Source organism: Algirhabdus cladophorae, from assembly GCF_044772865.1.
GTDB classification, from domain to species: Bacteria; Pseudomonadota; Alphaproteobacteria; order Rhodobacterales; family Rhodobacteraceae; genus Algirhabdus; species Algirhabdus cladophorae.
In genome coordinates this window covers 2,339,094-2,365,176 of the sequence record NZ_CP173029.1, presented here as the reverse complement: position 1 = coordinate 2,365,176, position 26,083 = coordinate 2,339,094, and the positions used below count along the sequence as shown (strand labels likewise).

Here is a 26,083-nt window from a genome sequence, read left to right as displayed (position 1 = left end):
TAAAGGCAGCCAATGGCCGCCTTTACTGATACGCATAGTTCAAGACCGTTAAGATTCTACGATGTTGACTTGGCCAGGGCCTGATCAAGGTCTGCGATCAGATCATCGGCATCTTCAATCCCAATGCTGACGCGCACAACTTCTGGGGCAGCGCCTGCCGCCTTTTGCTGTTCCGCGGTCAATTGGCGGTGGGTCGTGCTAGCCGAGTGGATAATCAAAGAACGCGCATCGCCCAAGTTCGCAACATGGCTAAAGATTTCCAGATTATCGACCAGTTTCACGCAGGCCTCATAGCCACCCTTTACAGCAAATGTGAACAACGCACCGGCCCCACGGGGACAGATCTTGTCGATCAGCTTGTAATAGGGTGAGGACGGCAAACCAGCATAGGTCACGTAATCAACCCGTGGATCGGTTTCCAGCCATTCTGCGATTTTCTTGGCATTTTCCACGTGGCGTTCCATGCGCAGTGACAGGGTTTCAATCCCCATCAAAGTATAATGGGCACCTTGCGGGTTCATGGTCATGCCCAGATCACGCAGGCCAATCGCGATGCCGTGGAATGTGAAGGCCAATGGGCCAAACGTCTCGGCAAATTTCATCCCGTGATAAGCAGGCTCAGGCTGCGACAGCGACGGGAATTTGTCGTTCGCGGCCCAGTCAAACTTGCCACTGTCCACAACGCAGCCGCCGGTGACGGTGCCATTACCGGTAAGGTATTTCGTTGTGGAATGAACGACCAATGTGGCCCCGTGTTCAATCGGGCGACACAGATATGGCGTGGCTGTGGTGTTGTCGACGATCAAAGGAATGCCCGCGGCGTCCGAGATCGCGCTGATCGCATCCAGATCGCTGATGTGGCCACCGGGGTTGGCGACGGCCTCACAAAACACAGCGCGGGTGTCATCGTCGATGGCGTCTTTGATGGCGGCGTGATCGTCAAAGTCGACGAATTTCGCGCTCCATCCGAAGCGTTTTATGGTTTGGCTAAACTGGGTCACGGTCCCACCATAAAGGCGGGTCGAGACAACCACGTTGCGGCCCGGTTCCATCAGTGGGAACAGCGCCATAATCTGGGCGGCATGGCCAGAGGAACAGCACACGGCGCCAGCGCCGCCTTCCAATGTGGCGATACGTTCTTGCAAAACAGCCACGGTAGGGTTGGTCAACCGTGAGTAGATGTAGCCCACTTCTTGCAGGTTAAAGAGGGCGGCGGCATGTTCTGCGTCGCGAAACACAAAAGCCGTCGATTGATAGATCGGCGTCTGCCGCGAGCCTGTGGCCGGGTCAGGCCGTGCGCCCGCGTGAATTTGCAGGGTTTCAAAGCCGTATTTTGGGCCTGTTGGATCGCTCATCAATTCTCTCCTAGATCTATGTTGGGCGCAATCTAGGCCAAAGACATGGGATTCGCCACGAGATACGCAATCGAAGGCAGCTGTTCTGGATTGATCTATGTTTGTGGAACGAAGACGTGGTTTCTTGCGTCTAGCGCATCCAAAAGCCCTCTTTTTTGATCCGGTTGCGGATCGCTTGTTCTTTGCGCGGTAGGTTTTCGCGATCAAACATCGCCCGGACTTTATGTCCGCGCCCTTGATAGATCATCCGCAAGATGGGTTCATATTGTTTGAGGACTTTCTTGATTTTGTTCGGCGCGGTGACGGTTTCCAAGGTTTGGACCACATGATCGGCTTCGCGGGCGTAGAGCAGTGGCAAAATGCGATAATGACAGGTGATATCCCCGTCCAATAGCCCTGAGGGCAGGGCATCGCGTTGGCCGCCAAGGCTGTGAATGACAAGAGGCAGCGCCACTTGGTCCAGCCAAGGGTTCATTTCCTGGCAAACCAGCTGGGCCGGTGGATCGTCGCGGATCGAAAGGGCGTAGTCCAAAAACCGTTCGCCAAACACCTTGGGGCAGCGGTAGTAAAAATAGCCCGCGTTAAAATAGAGGTAGCGACGCCAATATTCATCAGGCGCGCTCAGGTCCAGTGAGCTTTCGAAATCCAAACCAAATTTATCGTAGAGGGATTTCCAGATCTCGCCGTAGCCCGGCCCGTAAAGTTCCAACTGCGGCCACGTGCCTGTGCGGCGCAACGAGGCGCTGGGCACGCCGTAATCAAATGGCACTGTGGCGAGATCACCGGTCACAAGGGTGTCGGTGTCAAAGAACACGAACGGCTCTTTTTCGGGCAGGATCTTGAGCGCCTCTATTTTGTTGCCGTATGGATAGGATTGTCCAAAGTGCTGGTTTTCAAATGGGACCACCGTGGCGCCAAGATGCGCCAGCAAATCCAGACAATCCTGTGATTTGATCGTTGGGTCACCTTGCCACAATGGCCCTGCTTGCGGCACCGCGACATACAGCGCCTTTGCGAAATCAGGACTGTTTTGGGCCAGAGTTGCTGCGAATAAGATCGCTTCGTATTGCAGGCGACCGGCTTGGCCGACGATCAAAATGTTGGGCTTTGCGGGCGATGAGGCCAAGGGCGCGCGTCCTTTATGAAGGTGATGCGTGGGGTCTACTGCTTTGATTTTCTTATAAACCTGCCGTACGACAAAGCAAATCCACAAGTCGTCTCAGCACATCAATTCCATCAACCTGTTAAAAAAGGCCCCGCAATGGGGCCTTTTTCATCGGTTTCAGGCAGGTATCTGATCCTAGATCACGAAGCCAAACACATCTGCTGTCAGGTCGCTTGCGTTGACGTCATAGAGTTCCAGACGGTTGGTGCCAAATTCGACGATGGCCGAGGTTCCGTCTTGGGTGATCGTCAAGTCGCCATAGCTTGTGGCTTTGTCGATATCGATCCGGTCCCCTTCGGACTTGTCAAAATCTTGGATGATATCGTCGCCGTAGTTGTTGGTCTTGAACTTGAACAGATCAGCACCTTCATCACCACGCAAATAGTCGTCGCCACGTCCTGCGTTAAAAATATCGTCCCCATCTCGGCCACGGAAATAGTTGTTGTTATCGTCGCCGGTGAAATGATCGTTGGTATAAGTGCCGCTGGCGCCTTCGATTTTGCGCAGTTTGTCGACCTGACCAAAGCCATCTCGCGCGACGCCATTTGCCAAGTGTACTTGCACACCGTCCAAGCCACCCTGATCGACGTCTTTGCGGTAGTCGACAGTGTCAAAGCCGCCGCGCCCATCTAGGATATCGCGCCCCTGCAGGCCGATCAACGTGTTGTCTTTGCTGTCGCCTTTGATGATGTCGTCCAAAAACGTACCGCGTACACTTTCGATTTTGCTGACAGTATCAGTAAGGCCGTCCGGCCCAACGACAGTACCGGTGGACAGATTAGCGTTGATGCCGCTGATGATGCCTGCAGGGTTATAGAACCAGTCTTGATAGCTCAGCGTGTCGAAACCTGCGCCGCCATCATAGGTATCGGTGCCACCGTAATCGCCAATCCAATCATCGCCGCCGCGGGCATCAACTGTGTCGTTGCCAACACCGGTTTGAATGCTATCGCCGTCGTAATCATCCTCTGCACCCGAGGCGTCGTTGGACCCGATAAAGCTGTGGCCACCACCTGCGGTATAGGTCCAAATGTCATAGTAGTTTTCTTGGCTCGCCATGCTTTCGACAGCTGGCAGAGACAAGGACAGACCCGAGATTTTTAAAATTTCGGTGCCTTCATCATCGAAAAATCTGAAACTGGTGATTTCACCATCGATAAACCGCTCATCGCCTGCGTCGCTACCTTCTTCGATTGTATAGAGTTCGGCGTCTCTAAAAGTGATTTTGACAGAATATGCGTCGCGGGTCGGGTCGTATGGTCCCAATAGGTCTTCGTTATAAGTGGCGCTTATACTTGTTGTGGTTTCTACGCCTTCTTCAAAATCAAAGCGATCTAACCGGTTGTAGCGATAAAAGGCTTGGTTTCCATTGTTCCATTTAAAAGTAGCCATCCGAATACCCTCTGTCTGCGAATGATGTTAAAAGCTATGGCTTTAGAGGTCGCATAGCGCGGCACATTGGGCAATCGTTAACATCTGATTTTGGGCTGGTGTGGCCCGTTTACAAAGAGTTGAGGATCATCGGAATTTTGTCTTTGAATTTGAAAAATCCAGCTGTTGCATAGGGCCACGCTAGACTGTCAAAATCGGATCTGATTTGCACCAAACGGATGCCCTGATCTGCGAGCAAGGTTTTTGCCTTGCTCAGTTGTGTGGCCGTAGGACCTACGGGCGCCCATGCGGTAGCCACCTGTTCCAGCCCCTCCTTGCGCGCCCAGTCTACGATCTGCTGGGCCGTGTGGACCGTGCTGCTTGCGCCACCGGTGAGGCGTTCATTGGCATCGTTCAAGCTAAGGCTGGTAAATTGTGTGACCCGATCACAGACCATGAGGGGGGACCGCGCCGCACTGGTGTCCAACATCAGACTGGCGCAGCCTTTGGGAAGGCCGGATAGGACAAAGTTTGGATGCATGTCCTCGTCAGTGATCAGCATTCCTGTTTTGAGGGATTTGTCGATCCAATCGCTTGGGATCAAAGGCGTCACAGGGGGCTTTTCGGGTGCCTCAACAGGGCGCGCATAAGTAGCCAAACCTTGCGGACGGAAGCGACCACCTGTGTATTTTGCGATATTATCCGGGCGCGCAAGATAGGTTTTGCCGACAGTCTGAGCACCCGCAACCCAACGCCAGCTTAAGGTATTGCTGGCCGGATCGCCGTCGAGCAAGTGCCTCAAAAAGAAATCCGCTCCCAGCTCCCAAGGTAATTCTAGGGTAAATACCCAAATCGAGGCAAACCACATGCGCGCATGATTATGCATATACCCGGTATCAATCAGCTGATTTGCCCAGTGGTCAAAGCAATCAATCCCGGTTTGACCAAGGCAAGCGGCTTCCCAATTATGACGCAGTCCTGATTGGGTTTGCAGGGCGTTCCATTGGTCGTCGAGCGCATAGGTATAATCGCCCCAAATGCTGGGACGCAGTTCCAGCCAGCCCTTCCAATAGGTCCGCCACAGGACTTCTTGAATAAATTTTTGTGCGGTCGACGGTGAAAACCGGTTCAAAACCGCCTGCAAGACCTCTGTTTCACGCAAAAGGCGATGCCGCACGTAAGGCGACAATCCTGATACGCAGACGCTGTCTACAGCTGAGATATCGTAATTGCGCCCGCTGGCATAATCGCCGCCAGCGTGAGGGACAAAGGCTTTGAGCCGGTCAAGCCCGGCGGCGCGTGAGGGCGGGAAATGGTCAAAGGTCATGAGTGACGCAAATATACCCGCCGTTAGGGGTTTCAAGGCATGTGACACCACGGCCGTTTTAATTGCGTGCGTGCCCTTGAAGGTCCCAATGCGCGAGACTAACATTCCATTAGCATTTGCACCTTACCCTTGAGGCGCAACGAATAGAGGCAGGACATCATGAACGATCCAGTAGAAACCTATATGAACCTTGTTCCGATGGTGGTTGAACAAACCAGCCGCGGTGAACGGGCATATGATATTTTTTCCCGCCTCCTCAAAGAGCGGATCATTTTTTTAAATGGTCCGGTCCACGATGGGATGAGCCAATTGGTAGTCGCACAGCTGCTGCACCTTGAAGCGGAAAACCCTTCCAAAGAGATCAGCATGTATATCAACAGCCCCGGCGGCGTTGTGACCTCAGGCCTGTCGATCTACGATACGATGCAATACATCAAACCCAAAGTCAGCACTTTGGTGATTGGTCAGGCGGCCTCGATGGGGTCGTTGTTGCTGACTGCCGGTGAAAAGGGCATGCGGTTTTCGCTGCCAAATAGCCGTGTAATGGTGCACCAGCCTTCTGGCGGGTATCAGGGGCAGGCCACGGACATTATGATCCATGCGCAAGAAACCCAAAAGTTGAAGACCCGTTTGAACGAGATTTACGTCAAGCACACAGGTCAAAAGCTTAAGGCTGTCGAATCTGCGTTGGAACGGGACAACTTTATGTCTCCGGAAGAAGCGAAAGACTGGGGTTTGATTGATGAAATCGTCGAGAACCGCTCGAAAGGCGATGATGACAAATAGGCGCCTTAAAAATATTTCGACATCGTTAACATTTTGTCGAAATGTTTGTGTTTATTTTACATTGTAGACCGGTAAGGGCTGGCCTAAGCTAATGATCAATACACAGGATCTGGGTCGGTCCTATCGGCATTTAGACAATGGGTTGCGGCCCAAAGGATAGTACAAAATGGCAAACTCTTCGGGCGGCGACGGCAAAAACACCCTCTACTGCAGCTTTTGTGGCAAAAGCCAGCATGAGGTTCGTAAGCTGATTGCAGGCCCAACCGTGTTCATTTGTGATGAATGCGTTGAGCTGTGTATGGATATCATTCGTGAAGAAACGAAAACGGCGGGCCTGAAATCTACGGATGGCGTCCCAACACCGTTGGAAATTTGCGAAGTGTTGGACGACTATGTCATCGGCCAAGCTCATGCAAAGCGGGTTTTGTCCGTGGCTGTGCACAACCACTACAAACGCTTGAACCACGCCAGCAAATCCGGCGAGATCGAGCTGGCGAAATCCAACATTATGCTCATCGGCCCCACGGGCTGTGGTAAGACATTGCTTGCGCAAACGCTGGCGCGCATTTTGGATGTGCCGTTTACAATGGCGGATGCCACAACCCTGACCGAAGCAGGCTATGTGGGCGAGGATGTGGAAAACATCATCCTGAAGCTGCTGCAGGCGTCCGAATACAATGTTGAACGCGCGCAACGTGGCATCGTCTACATCGACGAAGTCGACAAGATTACCCGCAAGTCGGACAATCCATCTATCACCCGCGACGTATCAGGCGAAGGTGTTCAGCAAGCATTGCTCAAGATCATGGAGGGCACCGTTGCCAGCGTTCCACCCCAGGGTGGGCGCAAACATCCGCAGCAGGAATTCCTGCAAGTGGACACAACGAACATTCTGTTCATCGTGGGCGGTGCTTTTGCAGGCCTCGACAAAATTATCTCTCAACGTGGCAAGGGTACGGCCATGGGCTTTGGCGCGGATGTGCGCGAACCCACAGATGAGGGCGTTGGCGAGGCATTCAAAAAGCTCGAACCAGAAGATTTGCTGAAATTCGGCTTGATCCCCGAGTTTGTTGGGCGTTTGCCTGTTATCGCGACCCTGACTGATCTGGACCAAGAGGCATTGATCACAATCCTGACCCAACCCAAGAACGCATTGGTCAAACAGTACCAGCGCCTGTTTGAACTGGAAGAGGTCGAACTGACCTTCACAGATGATGCCCTGTCGGCCATAGCCAAACGTGCGATTGAACGCAAAACAGGGGCGCGTGGGTTGCGGTCGATTATGGAAGACATCCTTTTGGACACCATGTTTGATTTGCCCGGAATGGACAGTGTCAACGAAGTGGTCGTTAACGAAGAAGCCGTCACATCTGAGGCAGCACCGCTGATGATCCACGGGGATCGTGCTGAAGAACCAGCAAGCGCAGGCTGATCTTGGCTGTGTAGGCCAAAGGTCTCTGGACGCGTGCCGGTTTCTAAGGCATAGCGAACGGGACGGAAAAAAGGTGATCCAATGGGTGTACTGAACTTTGTGAAGCGTGCCGTGGCTTGGTGGGATAGCCAGACCTTGAACACACAGCTTTATACTTGGCGCAAGGGCGTGCGGGTTGGCGAAGATGAACAAGGCAACGTTTTTTACCAAACACGCGATGAAAAGCGCCGATGGGTGATCTTTTCTGGTGAAGCTGAGGCAAGTCGGGTCAGCCCCGATTGGCACGGCTGGCTTCACCACACTTGGGACGAACCACCCACGAAATCGCCTTTGGCCCATAAATCATGGGAAAAACCGCATCAAGAAAACTTAACGGGATCGGCTCAGGCTTACGCCCCTGCGGGGTCGATAAGACGGGTTCAGCCTGTTGCCCGCCAAGACTACGAAGCTTGGACGCCTGAGTAAGGGTCGGTTACATGGCTGAAAACACAACAGAAGTTATTGTTGGTGCGGGTGTTTTGGCCGTTGCAGTAGGCTTTCTGGCATATGCAGCACAGTTTGCTGGGATCCAGGGACAAGGCGACAGTTACACCCTTTTGGCAAGTTTTCGGTCAGCAGAAGGCATTTCTGTCGGGTCCGATGTGCGTCTTGCAGGCGTCAAAGTTGGCACCGTTACGGACATGGACCTGAACGCACAAACATTCCGTGCGGACACAACCGTGACTTTGAGCCAAAAAGTCGACATCCCCGATGATAGTGCCATCGTTATTTCCTCTGAAGGGTTGCTGGGCGGAAACTTTGTCGAGATCGTTCCAGGCGGCTCGCCGTTTAACTTTGAGCCCGGCGCCGAAGTCGAAGATACGCAAGGTGCGGTCAGCCTTATTTCGCTTCTTTTGAAATTTGTCTCTGGATCTGGGGAATGAGGGTACTCGCACTCGGATTGGCGCTTATCACGGCTGCCGGCCCGGTTGCTGCCCAACAAGTCACATCCGCTCCGGCTGCAGTCCTGCGGGTTCTCAGCAAAACAGATGGCAAACTTGAAGACATCGAAATTGCAGCGGGTCAAACCCTGCGCTGGGGCCGTCTAGAGATTTCGATGAATGACTGCCGCTATCCGCGCCGAAATCCATCGGGTAATGCTTTTGCGTTTTTGACCATCAAAGATGCTGGTGCCCAGCAACCGAATTTTGCAGGGTGGATGGTTGCAAGTGCTCCTGCGCTGAACGCGTTGGACCACCCGCGCTATGATGTTTGGGTGCTGCGCTGCAAAACGTCCTGAAGGGACGGATGCGCCTCGGTCAATTTGTAGAAATCGGCAGGTCGCGCCAAGGCCTGAGACAGGCGTTGTTCATATGTTGGTTTGCTGACTTCAAATGCCCCCAACGAGGCCAAATGTGGGGTAATGAACTGCGTGTCAAACAGGGTAAATCCACCCGCAATCAAACGATCCATCAGGTAAACCAAGGCCAGTTTTGACGCGTCGGTTTCTCGCGAAAACATACTTTCCCCGAAAAAGGCTGCGTTTAGGGCTACGCCATACACACCGCCAATGAGGCGATTTTTTTGCCAAATTTCGATACAGTGCGCGTGGCCTGCTTCTGCTAAGGCGCCGTAAAGATTTTGAAGTTCTGTATTTATCCATGTTTCGTGCCGGTCTGCGCAGGCACTGACCACCGCGTCAAACGCGGTATCAACGCGCACATCGAACTGGCGTTGCGACAGGCGTTTGCGCAGGCTTTTGGAAATATGCAGGCCGGGTACATCAAAAATACCACGTTTTTCAGGGCTCACCCAGAACACTTCTGGATCAGTGCGCCCCTCTGACATGGGAAAAATGCCCGATGCATATGCCCGTAGCAGCAGATCAGGGGTGAGGTCGGATTGCATCGAAAATCAAAACCCCCCTGACCAACGCAAGCCCAACTACTAGGCGATATTGCTGTCCAACCACTGTTCCAGCCAGTGGATATTATAGTCGCCCGTGTGGATGTCATCCTCGCCCAAAAGCGCATGAAACAACGGCACGGTCGTGTCGACCCCGTCCACAATCAACTCGCCCAAGGCGCGGTTTAGTCGCGCCAAGGCTTCGGGGCGATCACGTCCATGAACGATCAGTTTTCCGATAAGACTGTCGTAAAAGGGGGGGATCGAATATCCATCATAGAGGGCGGAGTCCATCCGAACGCCCAATCCACCTGGCGCATGATATTGCGTGATCTTGCCAGGGCAGGGGGCGAAATTGGGTAGCTTTTCGGCATTGATCCGAACCTCGATCGCGTGCCCGTTGATCTGTAAATCCTCTTGGTTGATCGACATGGGCAGACCCTCGGCCACACGAATTTGCTCGCGCACCAAATCGATGCCAAAAATGGCTTCGGTCACAGGGTGTTCCACCTGCAAGCGTGTGTTCATCTCAATGAAGTAGAACTCACCGTTTTCATAGAGAAACTCGATAGTGCCCGCGCCGATGTAGTTAATATTGGCCATAGCGTCGGCACAGATTTTGCCGATCCGAGCGCGCTCGTCTGGTGTGATCGATGGACCCGGAGCCTCTTCAAAAACCTTTTGGTGGCGCCGTTGCAGGGAACAATCGCGTTCGCCCAGATGCACGGCTTTGCCTTTGCCATCGCCAAACACCTGAATTTCGATGTGACGTGGGGTGGTCAGATATTTTTCGATATAGACTTCATCGTTACCAAAGTTTGATTTGCCCTCGGCCCGGGCAGTCTGGAACGCCGATTTCATTTCTTCGGCGCTATTGGCAACTTTCATGCCCTTGCCGCCACCACCGGCGGTGGCCTTGATGATCACTGGATAGCCCATATCGGCGCCCAGCTTTTCGGCCTCTTCCAAAGTTGGCACACCCCCGTCAGAGCCAGGAACGCAGGGAACGCCAAGCGCTTTCATCGTGTCTTTGGCGGTGATTTTATCGCCCATCACCCGGATATGCTCGGATGTGGGGCCAATGAATGTCAGCCCATGGTCTTCGAGGATCTCGACGAATTTCGCGTTCTCGGACAAAAATCCATAGCCCGGATGGATCGCCTGCGCACCGGTGATTTCGCAGGCCGCCACAATCGCTGGGATCGACAGATAGCTGTCAGTGGAAGAGGGCGGGCCAATGCAAACACTCTCGTCGGCCATGCGCACATGCATGGCATCACTGTCAGCAGTCGAGTGTACAGCCACGGATTTGATACCCATCTCGCGGGCGGCGCGGATGACCCGCAGCGCGATTTCCCCACGGTTGGCAATCAGAATTTTATCAAACATTTGAACGCCTTGGCTGGAGGATTATTCGAGGATGACCAAAGGCGCGCCGAATTCGACCGGCCCGCCGTCTTCGACCAAGATGCGCTTTACAGTGCCTGCTTTGGGCGCAGGAATGTGGTTCATGGTTTTCATGGCTTCGACGATCAACAGCGTATCGCCTTCTTTGACCTGAGAGCCAACGCTGATGAACGCCGGCGTGCCCGGTTCGGCCTGCATGTAAACGGTTCCGACCATAGGCGAGGTCACGGCGCCAGGATGGCTGGCTGGATCATCTGAAGTTGAGGATGCGGTAGCAGGGGCTGCTGCTGCGGCAGGGGCTACAATCGGCGCAGGCGCTGCTGCGGGCATCACTGGGGCTGCGATCACTTCTTTGGCCTTAGAGACCCGCACGTTGAGGCTGTCGTTTTCGCCGTAGTCCCGTTTGACCTGTAATTCAGTCAACTCGTTGTCGTTCAACAACTCGGCCAGTGCCTTGATAAAGGCCACGTCGCTTTCATGTGCGGATTTTGCCATTTCGATAGTCCCCTCATTGGCCTGTTACTCGCAGGCGCGTTTTGGCCGTTATAGGCCAAGAGTGCAGGGGTGAAAAGCGCCCCTAGGTCAATTATCTAGGGACGCTTGCAGTGCATTTGTAGATTTAGCCGCGATTCATGCGGTTTTCGATCAAATCATCCACCACTGATGGGTCGGCCAATGTCGATGTATCGCCCATAGTAGCGCAATCATCCTCTGCGATTTTGCGCAAAATACGGCGCATGATCTTACCGGAACGGGTCTTGGGCAGGCCAGGGGCCCATTGGATCAAGTCAGGCTTTGCAATTGGGCCAATCTCGGCGCGTACCCATTTTTCCAGCTCGGTGCGCAGATCATCGGTGTATTCCTCGCCGCCCATCAAGGTGACATAGGCGTAAATACCCTGACCTTTGATGTCATGGGGGTAGCCCACGACGGCGGCCTCGGCCACGGCTTTGTGGGCGACAAGGGCGCTTTCGACCTCGGCAGTGCCCATACGGTGGCCTGATACGTTGATCACATCGTCCACGCGGCCCGTGATCCAGTAGTCGCCATCGGCGTCACGTTTCGAGCCGTCACCGGTAAAGTAATAGCCTTTGTAATCGGCAAAGTAGGTTTTCATGAACCGTTCATGATCCCCCCAAACGGTGCGCATCTGGGCAGGCCAGCTGTCTTTGATACACAAGACGCCTTCAGCTTCGGTTGTGTGGATTTCTTCGCCGGAGGTTGGTTCCAAAATGACCGGAGTGATCCCAAAGAACGGCTTGGTGGCGGATCCGGGTTTGGCAGGTGTGGCGCCGGGCAGGGGGGTCAGCAAATGGCCGCCTGTTTCGGTTTGCCACCACGTATCGACGATAGGGCAACGGCCCCCGCCAACGATTTGGTGATACCAGTTCCACGCCTCGGGGTTAATCGGCTCGCCCACAGTGCCCAGCAATTTCAAATTGCTCAGGTCATATTTTGTCACAAAATCATCGCCTTGGGCCATAAGGGCACGAATGGCCGTCGGAGCGGTGTAGAACTGATTGACCTTGTGTTCCTCGCAAACCTGCCAAAAACGGCCAGCGTCAGGATATGTAGGCACGCCTTCGAACATGACAGTCGTGGCACCGTTGGCCAGCGGTCCGTAAACAATATAGCTGTGGCCCGTGACCCAGCCCACATCGGCCGTACACCAAAAGATATCGCCCTCTTGATAATCAAAGGTGTATTGATGCGTCATCGAGGCATAGACGATGTAGCCGCCGGTCGAATGCACCACGCCTTTGGGCATACCAGTCGAGCCCGAAGTGTAGAGAATAAACAGCGGGTCTTCGGCGTTCATTTCCTCTGGTGGGCAATCGGCGCTGACCTTTTCTTTCATCTCGTGCAGCCAAAAATCGCGACCAGCCGTCATCGGCACGTCGCCACCTGTGCGTTGCACGACCAACATTTTTGAGCCGACAGTGATCTTTTCGAACGCAGTATCGGCATTGGTCTTGAGCGGTGTGTTGCGGCCGCCGCGTGGGGCCTCGTCCGCTGTGATCACGACCTTGGCCTCGGACCCGTTCACGCGGGCAGCCAGCGCATCCGCAGAAAATCCTGCAAAAACAATGGAATGAATGGCGCCTATGCGCGCCGAGGCCAGCATAGCGTAGGCGGCTTCCGGGATCATCGGCATATAGATGACCACACGGTCGCCTTTGCTAACGCCCATCTCTTTGAGGACGTTGGCGAATTTGGACACTTCGGTGTGCAACTGTTTGTACGAAATATGTAAGGCGCTATCTGTTGGGCTGTCGGGTTCCCAAATGATTGCGGTTTGATCACCGCGCGTTGCCAAATGCCGGTCGATGCAGTTGGCAGCCACGTTTAGGGTGCCGTCCTCAAACCATTTGATGTCGACGTTGCCAAATTCAAAGCTGGTGTTTTTCACTTTGGTGTAGGGTTTGATCCAATCGATCCGCTGGCCATGCTCGGCCCAAAACGCGTCAGGATCGGCAATCGAAGCGGCGTACATTTCGTCGTATTTGGCCTTGTCCGCGTGTGCGTTGGCAGCAAATTCAGCAGTAGGGGGGTAGGTTTTGACGTCAGACATAGTTCTGTCCCAAATTCTTTGAGTATTTTGGTAAATATGAAGGCCCGCTCGGTTGTCCGGCGGGCCTTTTGGCGATCCGTTTAGATCGCGAGATATTCAGCGCGCAATTCGGCGTTGTTCAACACCTCTTCGGCAGTACCGTCAAAGACAATGCCACCAGTGTCTAGGATGACAGACCGGTCGGCCAGCTCCAACGCGCGCACTGCGTTTTGTTCCACGATGATAGTAGTGATGCCTTGTTCTTTGATGATGCGCAGCGTTTTTTCGATCTCGTCCACGATGACTGGCGCCAAACCTTCATAAGGCTCGTCCAGCAGAAGGACTTTAACGTCACGCGCCAAGGTGCGGGCAATCGCCAGCATCTGTTGTTCGCCGCCCGAAAGCGTCACGCCCTCTTGTTTCCGACGTTCGCCCAAACGCGGGAACAGCTCATAAAGCCGCTCAAGCGACCAACCGATAGGGGGTGCGATTTGGGCCAGTTGCAGGTTTTCCTCGACCGTCAGGCCAGGAATTATGCGGCGATCCTCGGGGACCAGACCGATACCGGCTTGGCTGGCCTCATGGCTTTTCATCAGGTGCAATGCCTGATGGTCCAGCCAAATCTCGCCGTGGGTCACGGCAGGTTCGTCCATCCGCGCGATTGAACGAAGGGTAGAGGTTTTACCCGCACCGTTTCGGCCCAACAGCGCCAAGATCTCGCCCTCGTGGACGTTGAAGCTGATGTTTTGGACGATGTAGCTTTCGCCGTAGTAGGCCTCCATATTCCAAACGGACAAGTAGGCAGGGGCGGTTTCGGCATGATTGATGCCTTTGGAAAAGTCGGGTTTGACGTTCATTTCATCCGCTCCTTACGCTGCAGCCGTCTCACCAAGATACGCTTCGCGCACTTTGGGATGGCCTTTGATGTTGTCTGGGGTGTCCTCGACCAGCGGGGTGCCTTGGGCCAAAACAGTGATCCGCTCGGCAAGGCTGAACACAACGTGCATATCGTGTTCGATGATCGAAATAGTGATGTCGCGCTCTTCTTTGATCCGCTTGAGCAGATCAATGGTGTTGTTGGTGTCAGCCCGCGCCATACCGGCAGTCGGTTCGTCCAGCAGCAACAAGCGCGGGTCCTGTGCCAGACACATGGCTATCTCGAGGCGGCGTTTGTCACCACGCGACATGGAGGAGGCTTGCATATTGTGCTTGTCCGCCAGCCCCATGTCTTCGAGCATGTGTTCGGCTTTGTCTTTGATGTCACCTTGTTTGCCCAAGGCGGCGATGGCGTTCATCTCGAACGATCCGTCGCGCTTGGCAAGGCAGGGTATCATCATATTTTCCATGACCGTCAGATCGGAGAAAATCTCGGGCGTTTGGAACACACGGGAAATCCCCATCTGGTTGATCTCGAAAGGTTTTCGGCCCAACACGGATTGACCGTCGAACATGACCGAGCCTGTATCAGGTATCAGTTTGCCCACCAGACAGTTCAGCAAAGTGGATTTGCCAGCCCCGTTTGGTCCGATGATCGCGTGGACAGTGTTTTCCGCCACGCTGAGGTTCACATCGCCCAAGGCCTGAAGGCCCCCGAAGCGCTTGTTGACGTTTTTGACTTCTAGAATACCCATTGTCAGCGCTCCTTATTCAGCAGGTGTGGTTGAAGTTTCGGTGCTGTCTGCCTTCTTGCGACGGAACAGAGCGGCGATTTTCTGGCCGCCTTGGACAAGGCCACCGGGTAGGAAGATCACGACCAGCATGAACACAAGGCCCAGTGTCAGGTGCCAGCCTTTGCCCACGAAGGGGTAGAGGATGGTAACCACAAAGTCTTCGAGGCCATCGGGTAGGAAGGCGAACCATTCATGCAACACGGTTGAGTTGATCTTGGAGAAGATGTTTTCGAAGTATTTGATAAAGCCCGCACCCAGGATTGGACCGATCAATGTGCCCGCACCGCCAAGGATTGTCATCAAGACAACCTCACCAGAAGCTGTCCATTGCATCCGCTCGGCACCGGCCAAGGGATCCATCGCAGCCATCAGGCCACCTGCGAGGCCAGCATACATGCCCGAGATCACGAAAGCTGCCAGCGTATAGGGGCGTGTGTTCAGGCCGGTGTAGTTCATCCGCTGTTGGTTCGATTTCACCGCTTTCAACATCAGGCCAAAAGGCGAGTTGAAGATGCGGATCGCCAAATAAAAGGCGAGGATCATAAAGGCACCGGCCAGATAATAGCCTGCGTTGAACACGAACGACCAACCGCCCACGGCCCATTCAAAGCTGGATCGCATTTCAAGACCAAACAGATCAGGGGCCGGAATGTTGCCGCCTGTGCTGGCCACACCGTCAAGGATCCGTGGATCACTAAGGGCTGTTTGCAGGCCAGTTTCACCGCCGGTGATCGGCGTCAGCACCGACGCGGCCAAGGCGAAGGCCATTTGTGCAAATGCCAGTGTTAGGATCGAGAAGTAGATCCCCGAGCGCCGCAGCGAGATGAACCCGATGAGCAGCGCAAATACACCGGCCACAACAGTGGAGATCAAGATTGCCGGGATCACGTTGATCGTCAGCAGTTTCAGCATCCACACAGCGGCATAAGAGCCCGCGCCGAGGAAGGCGGCGTGACCAAAGGACAGGTATCCGGTCAGGCCAAAGAGGATGTTAAACCCGATTGCAAAGATGCCAAAGATCACAAACCGTTGCATCAGATCAGGGTAGCCTGCGTTGAATTGAGCCAAACCGCTGTCAGTTGGGAAAGGGTTCATCAAGAAAGGCGCACAGACGACCAACAAGATGACGATGAGGAAAAGACGTGTGTCTTTTGCGTTAAGACCAAGCATTGGATTATTCCTCCATCACGCCGCGGCGGCCCAACAGGCCCCGTGGACGGGTCAACAAAATTACGATGGCTGCCAAGTAGATCACGACTTGGTTGATGCCAGGAAGGAATTCGATCACGCCGCGCATGGACGCAAAACTTTGCAACACACCCAGCACGAACCCTGCAAGGACAGCGCCGGGCAGCGAGCCCATGCCGCCCACCACGACTACCACGAAGGAGATCACGAGAAAGTCCATACCCATATGGTAATTGGGCGAGTTAATCGGGGTATACATCACCCCCGCAAGTCCCGCGACCACCGCCGCAAGTCCAAACATCCACGTAAAGCGTTTGTCGATATCGATGCCCAAAAGGCCTACGGTTTCGCGGTCGGCCATACCGGCCCGCACGACCATCCCGAAGGTGGTGAATTGTAGGAAGGCGAAGACACCAGTGATCAAGATTGCGGCAAAAGCAAAGTATACCAAGCGCCAATAGGGGTAGATGATACGGTTCGGCTCAAAGCCCAGCAGAACGCCAAAGTCATAGCTGCCACGGAACACCTCAGGGGCAGGGGCAGGGATCGGGTTCGCGCCGTAATAGAATTTGATTATTTCTTGCAAAACGATAGCCAGACCAAAGGTCACAAGGATCTGGTCGGCGTGGGGGCGTTTGTAGAAGTGTTTGATCAGCCCGCGTTCCATTGTGATGCCGATCAGCAGCATAACAGGGATCGCGAAAATGATGGCAAGAGGCACAGACCAATCGATGATCGACGCTGTCGCTGCTTCACCGAAAATGTCTTGCAGATAAGGCACTTTGACCTTTAACGGGTTGCCCAGAAAGTCGGTCTGGGTGTCGTCTACGATCGTATAGCTCAGCGTCAGAAGGCGCTGCAAAGTGACGGTACAAAACGCACCAATCATGAAAAGCGCCCCGTGGGCAAAGTTAACCACGCCAAGCGTGCCGAAAATCAGCGTGAGGCCCAGGGCGATCAAGGCATAGGCCGATCCCCCGTCCAGTCCGCTGAGAAGTTGAAGAACGATTGCTTCCATCTTGCCGATCCCAAAGATGTGGCGCGATCTAACCTTATTTGGTCAGTACGTCGCGTGAGTGCTCAAGATGCGCGGCTCCAGTACGGAGCCGCGCAGAGTGGTGATTTATGCGCCTGGGTTACAGGTGCCCAGCTCGCCGCCAAAGATGGAGGCATCGTAAGTCACCTGGCTTGCAGGTGTAACTTCTACGATTTCGAGAAGGTCGAACTCGGATGTTGGGTTCTCTTTACCCTTCACAACCAGCACGTCTTTGAAGCACTGGTGGTCTTCGGCACGGTAGAGTGTCTTACCGTTGCCCAAGCCGTCGAATTCAAAGCCTTCCAGAGCTTCTGCAATGCCACATGGGTTAAATGTGCCAGCACGTGCAGCCGCATCCGCATACAGCAGTGTTTGCACGTAGCATGTGTGCGCCGCCTGCGAGGGTGGGAAGCCGTATTTCGAACCGAAGGAGCGAACGAATGCTTTGGAACCTTCGTCAGTCAAGGACCAGTGCCAGTTCGTGGAACCGTAGATGCCTTTAACGTTTGCGCCCGCACCTTTCGCCATCAGGCGAGAGTAGAGTGGAACGATGATTTCAAAGTTTTTGCCGTTTGCAACAGCGTCACGCAGACCAAACTGAACCGCAGATGTCAGCGAGTTCACCATGTTGCCGCCGTAGTGGTTCAGAACCAGAACGTCAGCACCGGACTGCAGCACAGGGGCTACGTAGTCTTTAAAGTCTGTTTGGGCCAAAGGTGTTTTAACAGCCGCAACTGTTTCCCAACCCATAGCTTCTGTGGATGTCCGAACAGCTTCTTCTGTGGTGTAACCCCAGTTGTAGTCCGCTGTCAGGTGATAGGCTTTACGGTCTTTGCCGTAGTTGTCGCCCAAGATCGGCGCCAAAGCAGCACCAGACATGTACGAGTTAAAGAAGTGACGGAAGCCGTTGGCTTTTTTATCTTTACCCGTTGTGTCGTTCGAGTGCGTCAGACCAGCCATGAAGATGATGCCGGCTTCTTGGCACAGCGCTTGAACCGCAACAGCAACACCGGAAGACGAGCCACCTGTGATCATCACAGCGCCGTCTTTTTCGATCATGGATTTGGCAGATGCGCGGGCCGCGTCTGGCTTGGTTTGGGTGTCGCCTGTTACGAAGTCGACTTTTTTACCCAAGATGCCTGTCCCGTCCAAAACTTTGGAAGAGAAAGTGTTCATCATGCCGCCGTCGCCGCCACCGTTGAGGTGCTCAACAGCCAACTCATAAGCGCGCAGTTCGTCTGCACCTTCGTCAGCGTAGGGGCCAGATTGTGGTACGTTGAAGCCCAAAGTCACAGTCGAGCCCGTCGGCGCGTTTGTGTAACCAGCATGGCTGCCGGCTGTCAGGATCGTAGGCAATGCAAGGCCAGCACCGGCAACGGCACCTGTTTGCATAACACCACGACGTGTCAGGTTAAATTTAGACATAAAGTCCTCCCATTTCATGAAATGCGGATGTGTAACTCCTCAACACACCCGCGTGCGCAATTTTCTTGCGCAGTCGCAATATCGCCTTGAAGTGGAAAACAAATCAACAAGTGCTTAAAAACTTGGAATTTTTTTGTAAAGAAATACACAATACTAGTGTATACGTTGTAAATAAATTTTCTTGCACATGCAGAAAGCCCTTGAAAAGTTAAGGAAATTTCAATGCCGCAAAGGTCTCTGGTTGGCTCGCGTATTAGGCAAAGACGGATCGCCTTGGGTGTGCGGCAGGCGGCTTTGGCCCGTCAAATCGGCATATCAGCCTCTTACCTAAATTTGATCGAGCATAATAAGCGCAGAATCGCGGGAAAACTGGTTGTTGACTTTGCGTCAGCTCTGGAAACGGACGTGACCAGTTTGTCCGAAGGGGCTGAGGAAACTTTGGTCACGGGCCTGCGCGAGGCCCAAAGCCAATATGCCGATGCCGCAGCGCTAGAACCGGCAGAGGATCTGACCGGACGATTTCCCGGGTGGTCGGGTTTGATTGCCGCCCAGCAGGCGCGGATCGCGGATTTGGAACGCAGCGTCGAGGGCCTGACAGACCGGATTACCCATGACCCGTTTTTGTCGCAATCGCTGCATGATGTCCTCAGCTCGGTCACGGCGATCCGTTCGACCAGTTCGATTTTGCGCGAAAGCAAGGATCTGGAACCAGACTGGCAGGCCCGCTTTCACAACAACCTTTATGAGGATGCGGTGCGTCTTGCGGATAGTTCGCAAAACCTTGTGCATTATTTGGATGCCTCTGATGGCTCGGAGGCCAGTGTTGTCTCGCCTTTGGAGGAATTTGAGGATTATTTGGAGCACAAAGGCTTTCATCTTGAAGATCCGTCCGACCCGCCAAAGTCGCTATCGCCCGAGGCGCAAAGTCTGGTGGACGATTATGCTGCAACCTATGCCGTCGATGCGCGGGCCCTGCCAAGTGCGCAAATGCAGGCGGCCTTGGCGCAGTATGGGCCAGATCCCGCAGCCATATCGGCCGCATTCCACTTGGGCTTTGCCCAGACGTTGCGGCGCATGGCAGCGGTCTTGGCCCATCAAGGACAGCCCGTTGGATTGGTCGTATGCGACGCCTCTGGAACCTTTACATACCGCCAGCCTGTTGAAGGGTTTGTTGTGCCACGATTTGGAGCTGCTTGCGCGCTGTGGCCTTTATTTACGGCGTTTTCAACACCACGCCAGCCTCAGCGCAGCATCACTCAATTTGCGGGTCGCGGCAGTCCCGCCTTTGTCACCTATGCCGTAGCTGAACCAGTCGCACCTTTTGCGTTTTCAGGCCCCAACGTGCTGCACGCCACTATGCTGATCCTACCCCTGCCCGAAGGCGAGCAAGCCCCGATTGACCAAGTGGTCGGATCCAGTTGCCGCATTTGCCCCAAAGACACCTGCCCAGCACGACGCGAACCTACCATTTTGGAGGTCTGATGCGACACTGCACCTTTTGACAAACCTGCATAGGATGGGTCAAAGTAAGCTGTGGATTTGATCGAAGGTTCGGGGAGGGATCTTTGGTATGAACGGGACGACCGATAAAACAGTTTTGATGATAGAGGATGAGCCAAACATCCTCGAGGCGGTACGATTTATTCTGTCTCGGGATGGTTGGCGCGTGCTGTCTCATGCCAACGGGGCCGACGCAATGGATGTGATCGAAGACAGACGGCCGGATTTGCTGATCTTGGACGTGATGTTGCCCAATCGGTCGGGTTATGAAATTTTGAAAGACCTGCGCAGCCAGCCTGATTTTGAGGCACTGCCCGTGCTGATGTTAACAGCACGCGGTCAAAGCAAGGATCGCGAGATCGCGGCAGCGGCGGGGGCCAGCCACTTTATGACCAAACCGTTCTCGAATGCAGAAGTGTTGGACGTGGTGCGGCGATTGGCTGGACATGGCGCGGCCTGATCCCCCTCTTTTTCTGGAACGGCAAACGTACCGGCGACGGCGCACAATGGATGCAGCGCGTTTGTTGCCGCTTTTGGGGGTTTTGCTGGTGATGGTGCCAATGTTGTGGGGGACAGGTGAAGCGCGTCCGGATACCTCTTCAGCAATCTTATACCTATTCGGGGTCTGGGCGTGTTTAGTGGCCCTTGCTTATTTGGTGTCAGTACGGTTGCGCCGCCATATTGCAGCGGACGCCAAGTCAGACGCGTCCGAAGAGACCAGCGATGACAGCGTTTAATCTGATCGTTGCGGCCTGTCTGGCCTATGTTGTCATTCTGTTTGCGGTGGCATGGGCCGCTGAACGCCGCGCCAAACGCGGGCAAACACGCTGGTTGCGCTCGCCGTTGATCTACACACTTTCATTATCAGTGTATTGCACGGCTTGGACGTTTTACGGCGCTGTAGGCTATGCGGCCCGGTCTGGATTGGAATACCTGACGATCTATTTGGGCCCCACGTTGGTGATGATCGGGTGGTGGTTGGTTTTGCGCAAATTGGTGCAAGTGGGCCGCGCGCAACGGATCACATCTATCGCGGATTTAATCTCGCTACGCTTTGGCAAATCTAACGTTTTGGGGGTTCTGGTGACGTTGCTCGCAGTGGTCGGAACCACGCCCTATATCGCCTTGCAGCTGCAATCAGTGACCCTGTCCTTTGCGGTATTGGCCCCTGCGGACACTCCCATAGATCAAGCCACGGATTTGGCACGCATTGCCCTTTGGGTGGCCATAGGGCTGGCGCTTTTCACGATCTTATTTGGGACGCGTAACCTTGACGTTAATGAACGTCACCATGGTGTTGTCATGGCCATCGCGGTCGAGGCCGTGGTGAAACTGGTCGCACTTATCTCGGTTGGGATCTTTGTGGTTTGGGGACTTGGCGGCGGTGTGGGCGGAATCCTTAGCCAAATTGATGCCTCGCCCATCGCGCGCTGGGACATTGATCCAAATCGTTGGGCTGGCCTGATATTTCTGTCTGCAGCAGCCTTTTTGTGCCTGCCAAGGATGTTTCAGGTTCTTGTTGTCGAAAGTCAGGACGAAGGCAATTTGGCCACAGCAAGCTGGGCCTTTCCGGCCTATTTATTGGCCATGTCGCTGTTTGTTGTGCCGATTGCAGTCGTAGGTTTGGCCGTGTTACCCGAGGGCGAGAACCCTGATTTGTTCGTTTTGACCCTCCCCCTAAGCCAAGACAGACAAGGCTTGGCATTGCTGTCGTTCTTGGGCGGGTTTTCGTCAGCGACTTCTATGGTGATCGTGGCCTCGATTGCGCTGTCGACTATGGTGTCGAACAACATTGTCATGCCGCTGTGGTTGCGCAGCCAAACCGTGCACCGCGCCACGATTTCGGGCGATGTGCGCAATGTGGTTTTGGTGGCACGGCGTCTGTCCATCGCGGCCATTCTGGCGCTGGGCTACATTTATTACCGTTTGTCAGGCGGCGGCGCTGCGCTGGCGTCTATCGGGTTGATTGCCTTTGCCGGCGTGTCGCAGGTTTTGCCAGCCCTCCTAGGTGGGATCTTCTGGCGCGGTGCGACCCGCGCCGGGGCAGCCAGTGGGCTGATCGTTGGATTTGCTATCTGGCTTTACACGCTGTTTTTGCCTAGTTTTGGTGGTGGCATCGTTTTTCCCGAGCTTTGGCTCAGCCAAGGCCCCTTGGGGATGTCCTGGCTCAAACCGCAAGCATTGTTTGGATTGCAAGGTATGGATCCCTTGTTGCATTCCGTCTTTTGGTCAATGGTGTTGAACACAGGCGTTTTTGCGTTGGTGTCCATCTCGACGTTTCCGGGCCCGATGGAGCGTTTGCAAGGCGCACAAGTGGTCAACGCATTGGATCAACCGGCCAAAACCCAAGGCTGGTCCGACCGCGTAGTCGAGGCAGAAGATCTGCTGGTCATGGCGCAACGGATTATTGGATCCAATCAGGCACAGGGGCTGTTCCAAGCACAGGCCAAAGGCCAAGGAAAATTGGGATATCTCCCTGATATTACGCCAGATTTCATTGCCAGATTAGAGCGTGAATTGGCCGGGTCCGTGGGATCCGCCACGGCCCACGCCATGGTGTCACAAATCGCCGGTGGTGTGTCGGTTACGGTACAGGACCTCATGGCGGTAGCTGACGAGGCCGCTCAAATCATGGAATATTCCAACCAGCTGGAACTCCAATCCGAAGAATTGACCCGCACAGCCCGCCAGCTGCGCGAGGCGAACCAAAAGCTGACTCAATTGTCTGTGCAAAAAGACGCGTTCTTGAGCCAGATCAGCCATGAATTACGCACGCCCATGACGTCTATCCGGGCCTTTTCCGAGATTTTGCGCGATGTGGACGACATCGAAACAAAAGACAAAAGCCAATACGCCACAATTATTCATGATGAGGCCCAGCGGCTGACCCGCCTTTTAGATGATTTATTGGATCTGAGTGTGTTGGAAAGTGGTCAGGTTTCGCTCAACCTGTCTGATGCGCGCTTGTCTGATATGATCAACCAAGCGGTGCAATCCACGGAATCAATCCGTGGCACCCTGCTGGTCACCCGCAGCCCCGCTGACGAAGACGTGGTTTTGCACACGGATCCGGACCGCTTGGCACAGGTGTTCATCAACTTGATCGCAAATGCCGCCAAGTATTGTGAAGCGGGCGTACCTGTCTTGAAGATAAATGTGCGGCAGACCAACGGTGGGCTAGAGATTGATTTTGTTGATAACGGCCTTGGCATAAACCCTGACAATCAATCGGTGATTTTCGAGAAGTTCTCGCGCTTGGGCGACACATCCAAGGCCGGGGGTGCAGGTCTAGGATTGGCGATTTGCCGCGAGATTGTGCAAAACCTTGGGGGGACGATTGATTATGTGCCGGGTCAAGGCGGGGCAGCATTTCGCCTGCAACTGCCGCAAATCGCGCGAATAGCTGCGCAATAGTTTTGTCTGGGTAAGGCAGTATTAACGTATGGCACGCTATTAACCCTTATGCGTTGCATGCCCCAAAAATTGCTGTCCGGAGTGCACCTATAGATGTCTGATGCCGCTGGCCCCTCAATTCTGAGGCGAAAGCTTTCCCAACCGACCCCTGAGGTGGAGGACGGTAGCCCCGCTGTGCCGCGCGGGCTGCAACTGGCATTGTGCAAATCTGCAGACAAACACATGAACCTTGTATTGGCGGTGTCTCCAAAACCCGAAGTGGCAGCGACTTTGACTGATTTGCAGGCTTTTGCGGGGGAACAAGACCTCATTTACTGCATCCGTACTGCCGAGGGTGTTTTGGGCCTGATCATCATGGATTTGCAATTGCGGGCCGGATTGATCGAAATGCAGACCATGGGCAAGGTGCTGCGCACACCTGCTACGGATCGGACAGTGACACGAACCGACGCCAAGCTGGTTGAACCGTTTTTGACTGCTTTGCTGGATGAATTTGACGCCTCAATGGCGCCATTTTCCAATCGTGCATGGGCCACCGGCTATCGACCCAGCCTGATGTTAGAAGGCCCCCGTTTGGTTGGGCTGGTCCTGGAAGACGTGCGTTATAAGATGTTCGAGCTTGAGATTGATATGTCCATTGGATCGAAAAAAGGCAGTTTGAAAATTGCCTTTGTTCAGGACCGAAAACTGGAAAATGATCCTGAGACGGCGCCGCCACTCTTTGATTTCGCAGAACAGTTGGAAGCCTCCCTTGAGGAGGCGGAGGCGAATTTGTCCGCTGTTTTGGATGTCTTGGAGATGCCGGTTTCAAAAGTGTCGGCGCTCAAAGAAGGCGATGTGTTCAAAATTCCAGCGTCAGCCCTCAGATCCATACGGCTGCAAGGCAGCGACGGGATGGATGTAGCACGGGGTATTTTGGGCGAAGACGAAGGATGTCTTGCAGTGCGGCTGACCAGTCGCACCTTGCCTGCAGCAAAACTGCCGATGGCAGGTGCGCCTGCCATGACAGCGCCTGCGGTAGGTCTGGATGCACCGGCGCCATTGGCTGGGGCTCCATTGGATGGTGGGCTAGCAGATTTACCGGACTTGGATCTGGAAACCACTCTACCGGATGTTGGCGATTTGCCCGAATTGGCAGACATGGGATCTTCCGACCTGTCGGACTTGCCGGGCATGGACGAAGATGCGCTGGACGAGGAATTCGACTTTGCCCAAATGGGCCTGCCAGAGCTTCCTGAAATCGCAAGCTAATTCACGGATTGGCCGCCGGTCTAAGCGTCGCGCGTCCGGGCCAGGGCATCAATCTGCGGGCGCAACCCATCCAGCATGTAGCCTGCACCACGCACGGCTTGCAGGATTTCATCGGTGCTCATCTTTCCGGCCATCACCATAGACCAAACGACTGAACATCGCGTTCCACTCGCACAATAGGCAAACACCGGCGTTTGCGCATTATCTAGCAGATCCGCTTGGGCCGTGACGTGATCCATCGTCATAGCGGGGCTTGGGAAGGGGTTTTCTAAAAATACCAATCCCTGTGCCTTAGCAGCGGCTTTCATTTCACAGATATGAAGGTCCGCTGGGTTTTCGCCATCGGGACGATTACAGATCACTGTCTTGAAACCCGCTTGCGCGATTTGCGCAAAATCGGTTGGGGCCACTTGGGGCGATACGGCATAGTCGGGGGTAATGTGGTTTATTTGCATGAGCGCAGGTTTAACCCGGGCGCCCTGTGCCGTCCAGCCATGCAGCTGCTTTTGGCGCCAACCACATTCCCACCACCATGGCGACTAAGAAGATAAAGCCAGATGTACCCCCAAAGCTGAGCGAGGCCAGCGCAGGTCCAGGGCAAAGCCCCACCAAGCCCCAGCCTGCGCCAAACAAAACGGCGCCGATGATCAGGCGACGATCAAACCGTGCCTCAGGGCGTGTGGGAAAGCTAGCGGCGAAAGCCGGTTTGCGTGTCTCGGCCCACCGCCATGCAAAGAACATTGGCACAATGGCTCCGCCCATGACAAAGGCCAATGTCGGATCCCATGCGCCAAAGAAATCCAACCATCCTTGGACTTTGGTGGTGTCTGTCATGCCGGAGACCAACAAGCCAAGGCCAAAGATGGATCCCGCGGCCAATGCTACAAGCTGTCTCATAGCGCGCCCCAAATACTGCGGAGTGCGACGACGGTCACGGCCCCGGCGGAAATATAAACCAAAGTCGACACGATACCACGCGGCGACAATCGCGATATACCGCACACACCATGGCCGGAAGTGCACCCGTTGCCGATCCGTGTGCCAAGCCCGACCAACAGGCCCGCAATCACAAGCAAACCCACATTGGACGTGGCTTGCGTCTCTGTTTCCAGTCCAGCGGCGACGACCAATGCAGGGGCGCCGATCAATCCCAGCAAAAACATCCCGCGTTCTGATTTGCGCGGGCCAGCCAAACCATCAACGAGACTGCCCAATATGCCGCTGGCCCCCATGATCTGGCCGTTCAACAGCAGATAGAGCGCCGCAGCGCATCCGATCATGACCCCACCTGTGAGGCCCAATATCCAGTCCATTGGCATAT

Annotated in this window: 26 protein-coding genes; 10 read left to right on the top strand and 16 right to left on the bottom strand. The window is 54.4% G+C overall.

Features of this window, described 5'->3' with window-relative positions; all coding sequences use genetic code 11:
* Positions 1–56: 56 nt before the first annotated feature.
* The 4 genes from ACIRQ6_RS11290 to ACIRQ6_RS11275 all read right to left on the bottom strand — a co-directional run bounded on the left by ACIRQ6_RS11290 (position 57) and on the right by ACIRQ6_RS11275 (position 5,218).
* Positions 57–1,355: an O-acetylhomoserine aminocarboxypropyltransferase/cysteine synthase family protein gene (locus ACIRQ6_RS11290; protein ID WP_420860690.1), complete on the bottom strand. Its 1,299-nt coding sequence runs from the start codon at positions 1,353–1,355 to the stop codon at positions 57–59.
* 130 nt (positions 1,356–1,485) lie between these two features.
* Positions 1,486–2,481 carry a hypothetical protein gene (locus ACIRQ6_RS11285; protein ID WP_420860689.1) on the bottom strand — a complete coding sequence of 332 codons (996 nt, stop codon included), beginning with the start codon at positions 2,479–2,481 and terminating at the stop codon, positions 1,486–1,488.
* A 174-nt stretch (positions 2,482–2,655) separates the two neighbouring features.
* Positions 2,656–3,912: a calcium-binding protein gene (locus tag ACIRQ6_RS11280; RefSeq protein ID WP_420860688.1), complete on the bottom strand. Its 1,257-nt coding sequence runs from the start codon at positions 3,910–3,912 to the stop codon at positions 2,656–2,658.
* A gap of 109 nt (positions 3,913–4,021) precedes the next feature.
* Positions 4,022–5,218, bottom strand: coding sequence for an FAD-binding domain-containing protein (locus ACIRQ6_RS11275; RefSeq protein ID WP_420860687.1), 1,197 nt, complete (start codon positions 5,216–5,218; stop codon positions 4,022–4,024).
* A gap of 159 nt (positions 5,219–5,377) precedes the next feature.
* Between ACIRQ6_RS11275 and ACIRQ6_RS11270 the strand changes: the two genes are divergently transcribed.
* The 5 genes from ACIRQ6_RS11270 to ACIRQ6_RS11250 all read left to right on the top strand — a co-directional run bounded on the left by ACIRQ6_RS11270 (position 5,378) and on the right by ACIRQ6_RS11250 (position 8,715).
* Positions 5,378–6,004 (top strand): ATP-dependent Clp protease proteolytic subunit, encoded by a 627-nt coding sequence (locus tag ACIRQ6_RS11270; RefSeq protein WP_420860686.1) that lies wholly within the window; start codon positions 5,378–5,380, stop codon positions 6,002–6,004.
* A gap of 166 nt (positions 6,005–6,170) precedes the next feature.
* Positions 6,171–7,436, top strand: a complete 1,266-nt coding sequence (gene clpX / locus ACIRQ6_RS11265; protein WP_420860685.1) for an ATP-dependent Clp protease ATP-binding subunit ClpX — start codon at positions 6,171–6,173, stop codon at positions 7,434–7,436.
* 81 nt (positions 7,437–7,517) lie between these two features.
* Positions 7,518–7,901, top strand: a complete 384-nt coding sequence (locus tag ACIRQ6_RS11260) for an NADH:ubiquinone oxidoreductase subunit NDUFA12 (RefSeq protein WP_420860684.1) — start codon at positions 7,518–7,520, stop codon at positions 7,899–7,901.
* Between the two features lie 11 nt (positions 7,902–7,912).
* Positions 7,913–8,359: an outer membrane lipid asymmetry maintenance protein MlaD gene (gene mlaD, locus ACIRQ6_RS11255; protein ID WP_420860683.1), complete on the top strand. Its 447-nt coding sequence runs from the start codon at positions 7,913–7,915 to the stop codon at positions 8,357–8,359.
* Positions 8,356–8,715: a DUF2155 domain-containing protein gene (locus ACIRQ6_RS11250; RefSeq protein ID WP_420860682.1), complete on the top strand. Its 360-nt coding sequence runs from the start codon at positions 8,356–8,358 to the stop codon at positions 8,713–8,715. The genes mlaD and ACIRQ6_RS11250 overlap by 4 nt, the downstream gene beginning before the upstream one ends.
* Here the strand turns inward: ACIRQ6_RS11250 and aat are convergent.
* The 9 genes from aat to ACIRQ6_RS11205 all read right to left on the bottom strand — a co-directional run bounded on the left by aat (position 8,679) and on the right by ACIRQ6_RS11205 (position 18,597).
* On the bottom strand, positions 8,679–9,323 hold the full coding sequence (gene aat, locus ACIRQ6_RS11245) for a leucyl/phenylalanyl-tRNA--protein transferase (RefSeq protein ID WP_420860681.1): 645 nt from the start codon (positions 9,321–9,323) through the stop codon (positions 8,679–8,681). The genes ACIRQ6_RS11250 and aat overlap by 37 nt on opposite strands.
* Positions 9,324–9,362: 39 nt before the next feature.
* On the bottom strand, positions 9,363–10,709 hold the full coding sequence (accC, locus tag ACIRQ6_RS11240) for an acetyl-CoA carboxylase biotin carboxylase subunit (protein WP_420860680.1): 1,347 nt from the start codon (positions 10,707–10,709) through the stop codon (positions 9,363–9,365).
* A 21-nt stretch (positions 10,710–10,730) separates the two neighbouring features.
* The gene (gene accB / locus ACIRQ6_RS11235) at positions 10,731–11,222 is read right to left on the bottom strand and encodes an acetyl-CoA carboxylase biotin carboxyl carrier protein (RefSeq protein ID WP_420860679.1); all 492 of its coding nucleotides are present in this window, start codon (positions 11,220–11,222) and stop codon (positions 10,731–10,733) included.
* 124 nt (positions 11,223–11,346) lie between these two features.
* Positions 11,347–13,299 carry an acetate--CoA ligase gene (gene acs / locus ACIRQ6_RS11230; protein WP_420860678.1) on the bottom strand — a complete coding sequence of 651 codons (1,953 nt, stop codon included), beginning with the start codon at positions 13,297–13,299 and terminating at the stop codon, positions 11,347–11,349.
* 80 nt (positions 13,300–13,379) lie between these two features.
* Complete coding sequence (locus ACIRQ6_RS11225) at positions 13,380–14,135, bottom strand: ABC transporter ATP-binding protein (protein ID WP_420860677.1); 756 nt, start codon at positions 14,133–14,135, stop codon at positions 13,380–13,382.
* Positions 14,136–14,147: 12 nt separating this feature from the next.
* Positions 14,148–14,909 carry an ABC transporter ATP-binding protein gene (locus tag ACIRQ6_RS11220; RefSeq protein ID WP_420860676.1) on the bottom strand — a complete coding sequence of 254 codons (762 nt, stop codon included), beginning with the start codon at positions 14,907–14,909 and terminating at the stop codon, positions 14,148–14,150.
* Positions 14,910–14,921: 12 nt separating this feature from the next.
* Positions 14,922–16,118: a branched-chain amino acid ABC transporter permease gene (locus ACIRQ6_RS11215; RefSeq protein ID WP_420860675.1), complete on the bottom strand. Its 1,197-nt coding sequence runs from the start codon at positions 16,116–16,118 to the stop codon at positions 14,922–14,924.
* Between the two features lie 4 nt (positions 16,119–16,122).
* Positions 16,123–17,154: a branched-chain amino acid ABC transporter permease gene (locus ACIRQ6_RS11210; protein ID WP_420860674.1), complete on the bottom strand. Its 1,032-nt coding sequence runs from the start codon at positions 17,152–17,154 to the stop codon at positions 16,123–16,125.
* A 105-nt stretch (positions 17,155–17,259) separates the two neighbouring features.
* Positions 17,260–18,597: a substrate-binding protein gene (locus ACIRQ6_RS11205; RefSeq protein WP_420860673.1), complete on the bottom strand. Its 1,338-nt coding sequence runs from the start codon at positions 18,595–18,597 to the stop codon at positions 17,260–17,262.
* A 222-nt stretch (positions 18,598–18,819) separates the two neighbouring features.
* On the opposite strand from ACIRQ6_RS11205, the gene ACIRQ6_RS11200 reads away from it, so the two are divergent.
* The 5 genes from ACIRQ6_RS11200 (at position 18,820) to ACIRQ6_RS11180 (ending at position 24,762) form a co-directional block, all read left to right on the top strand.
* Entirely contained in the window at positions 18,820–20,079 is a 1,260-nt protein-coding gene (locus ACIRQ6_RS11200; RefSeq protein WP_420860672.1) for a short-chain fatty acyl-CoA regulator family protein, read from the top strand.
* A gap of 88 nt (positions 20,080–20,167) precedes the next feature.
* Positions 20,168–20,557 (top strand): response regulator transcription factor, encoded by a 390-nt coding sequence (locus ACIRQ6_RS11195; protein WP_420860671.1) that lies wholly within the window; start codon positions 20,168–20,170, stop codon positions 20,555–20,557.
* A 46-nt stretch (positions 20,558–20,603) separates the two neighbouring features.
* Positions 20,604–20,834: a hypothetical protein gene (locus ACIRQ6_RS11190; protein WP_420860670.1), complete on the top strand. Its 231-nt coding sequence runs from the start codon at positions 20,604–20,606 to the stop codon at positions 20,832–20,834.
* On the top strand, positions 20,821–23,511 hold the full coding sequence (locus ACIRQ6_RS11185) for an ATP-binding protein (protein ID WP_420860669.1): 2,691 nt from the start codon (positions 20,821–20,823) through the stop codon (positions 23,509–23,511). Before ACIRQ6_RS11190 ends, ACIRQ6_RS11185 begins: the two co-directional genes overlap by 14 nt.
* A 93-nt stretch (positions 23,512–23,604) precedes the next feature.
* Positions 23,605–24,762: a FliM/FliN family flagellar motor switch protein gene (locus ACIRQ6_RS11180; RefSeq protein WP_420860668.1), complete on the top strand. Its 1,158-nt coding sequence runs from the start codon at positions 23,605–23,607 to the stop codon at positions 24,760–24,762.
* Positions 24,763–24,782: 20 nt separating this feature from the next.
* Here ACIRQ6_RS11180 and ACIRQ6_RS11175 read toward each other — a convergent pair whose 3' ends face one another.
* The 3 genes from ACIRQ6_RS11175 to ACIRQ6_RS11165 are packed head-to-tail and all read right to left on the bottom strand — an operon-like array spanning position 24,783 to position 26,081.
* Positions 24,783–25,217, bottom strand: a complete 435-nt coding sequence (locus tag ACIRQ6_RS11175) for a TIGR01244 family sulfur transferase (protein ID WP_420860667.1) — start codon at positions 25,215–25,217, stop codon at positions 24,783–24,785.
* Between the two features lie 10 nt (positions 25,218–25,227).
* Positions 25,228–25,659 carry a DUF6691 family protein gene (locus ACIRQ6_RS11170; protein ID WP_420860666.1) on the bottom strand — a complete coding sequence of 144 codons (432 nt, stop codon included), beginning with the start codon at positions 25,657–25,659 and terminating at the stop codon, positions 25,228–25,230.
* Positions 25,656–26,081: a YeeE/YedE family protein gene (locus ACIRQ6_RS11165; RefSeq protein ID WP_420860665.1), complete on the bottom strand. Its 426-nt coding sequence runs from the start codon at positions 26,079–26,081 to the stop codon at positions 25,656–25,658. The genes ACIRQ6_RS11170 and ACIRQ6_RS11165 overlap by 4 nt, the downstream gene beginning before the upstream one ends.
* Positions 26,082–26,083: the final 2 nt, after the last annotated feature.

What these genes read in the sequence shown, in the direction of transcription:
- ACIRQ6_RS11290 (WP_420860690.1), bottom strand. Translation starts at nt 1,355, where the DNA reads ATGAGCGATCCAACAGGCCCAAAATACGGCTTTGAAACCCTGCAAATT.
- ACIRQ6_RS11280 (WP_420860688.1), bottom strand. Translation starts at nt 3,912, where the DNA reads ATGGCTACTTTTAAATGGAACAATGGAAACCAAGCCTTTTATCGCTAC.
- ACIRQ6_RS11275 (WP_420860687.1), bottom strand. Translation starts at nt 5,218, where the DNA reads ATGACCTTTGACCATTTCCCGCCCTCACGCGCCGCCGGGCTTGACCGG.
- ACIRQ6_RS11270 (WP_420860686.1), top strand. Translation starts at nt 5,378, where the DNA reads ATGAACGATCCAGTAGAAACCTATATGAACCTTGTTCCGATGGTGGTT.
- clpX (WP_420860685.1), top strand. Translation starts at nt 6,171, where the DNA reads ATGGCAAACTCTTCGGGCGGCGACGGCAAAAACACCCTCTACTGCAGC.
- ACIRQ6_RS11260 (WP_420860684.1), top strand. Translation starts at nt 7,518, where the DNA reads ATGGGTGTACTGAACTTTGTGAAGCGTGCCGTGGCTTGGTGGGATAGC.
- mlaD (WP_420860683.1), top strand. Translation starts at nt 7,913, where the DNA reads ATGGCTGAAAACACAACAGAAGTTATTGTTGGTGCGGGTGTTTTGGCC.
- ACIRQ6_RS11250 (WP_420860682.1), top strand. Translation starts at nt 8,356, where the DNA reads ATGAGGGTACTCGCACTCGGATTGGCGCTTATCACGGCTGCCGGCCCG.
- aat (WP_420860681.1), bottom strand. Translation starts at nt 9,323, where the DNA reads ATGCAATCCGACCTCACCCCTGATCTGCTGCTACGGGCATATGCATCG.
- accC (WP_420860680.1), bottom strand. Translation starts at nt 10,709, where the DNA reads ATGTTTGATAAAATTCTGATTGCCAACCGTGGGGAAATCGCGCTGCGG.
- accB (WP_420860679.1), bottom strand. Translation starts at nt 11,222, where the DNA reads ATGGCAAAATCCGCACATGAAAGCGACGTGGCCTTTATCAAGGCACTG.
- acs (WP_420860678.1), bottom strand. Translation starts at nt 13,299, where the DNA reads ATGTCTGACGTCAAAACCTACCCCCCTACTGCTGAATTTGCTGCCAAC.
- ACIRQ6_RS11225 (WP_420860677.1), bottom strand. Translation starts at nt 14,135, where the DNA reads ATGAACGTCAAACCCGACTTTTCCAAAGGCATCAATCATGCCGAAACC.
- ACIRQ6_RS11220 (WP_420860676.1), bottom strand. Translation starts at nt 14,909, where the DNA reads ATGGGTATTCTAGAAGTCAAAAACGTCAACAAGCGCTTCGGGGGCCTT.
- ACIRQ6_RS11215 (WP_420860675.1), bottom strand. Translation starts at nt 16,118, where the DNA reads ATGCTTGGTCTTAACGCAAAAGACACACGTCTTTTCCTCATCGTCATC.
- ACIRQ6_RS11210 (WP_420860674.1), bottom strand. Translation starts at nt 17,154, where the DNA reads ATGGAAGCAATCGTTCTTCAACTTCTCAGCGGACTGGACGGGGGATCG.
- ACIRQ6_RS11205 (WP_420860673.1), bottom strand. Translation starts at nt 18,597, where the DNA reads ATGTCTAAATTTAACCTGACACGTCGTGGTGTTATGCAAACAGGTGCC.
- ACIRQ6_RS11200 (WP_420860672.1), top strand. Translation starts at nt 18,820, where the DNA reads ATGCCGCAAAGGTCTCTGGTTGGCTCGCGTATTAGGCAAAGACGGATC.
- ACIRQ6_RS11195 (WP_420860671.1), top strand. Translation starts at nt 20,168, where the DNA reads ATGAACGGGACGACCGATAAAACAGTTTTGATGATAGAGGATGAGCCA.
- ACIRQ6_RS11190 (WP_420860670.1), top strand. Translation starts at nt 20,604, where the DNA reads ATGGATGCAGCGCGTTTGTTGCCGCTTTTGGGGGTTTTGCTGGTGATG.
- ACIRQ6_RS11185 (WP_420860669.1), top strand. Translation starts at nt 20,821, where the DNA reads ATGACAGCGTTTAATCTGATCGTTGCGGCCTGTCTGGCCTATGTTGTC.
- ACIRQ6_RS11180 (WP_420860668.1), top strand. Translation starts at nt 23,605, where the DNA reads ATGTCTGATGCCGCTGGCCCCTCAATTCTGAGGCGAAAGCTTTCCCAA.
- ACIRQ6_RS11175 (WP_420860667.1), bottom strand. Translation starts at nt 25,217, where the DNA reads ATGCAAATAAACCACATTACCCCCGACTATGCCGTATCGCCCCAAGTG.
- ACIRQ6_RS11170 (WP_420860666.1), bottom strand. Translation starts at nt 25,659, where the DNA reads ATGAGACAGCTTGTAGCATTGGCCGCGGGATCCATCTTTGGCCTTGGC.
- ACIRQ6_RS11165 (WP_420860665.1), bottom strand. Translation starts at nt 26,081, where the DNA reads ATGCCAATGGACTGGATATTGGGCCTCACAGGTGGGGTCATGATCGGA.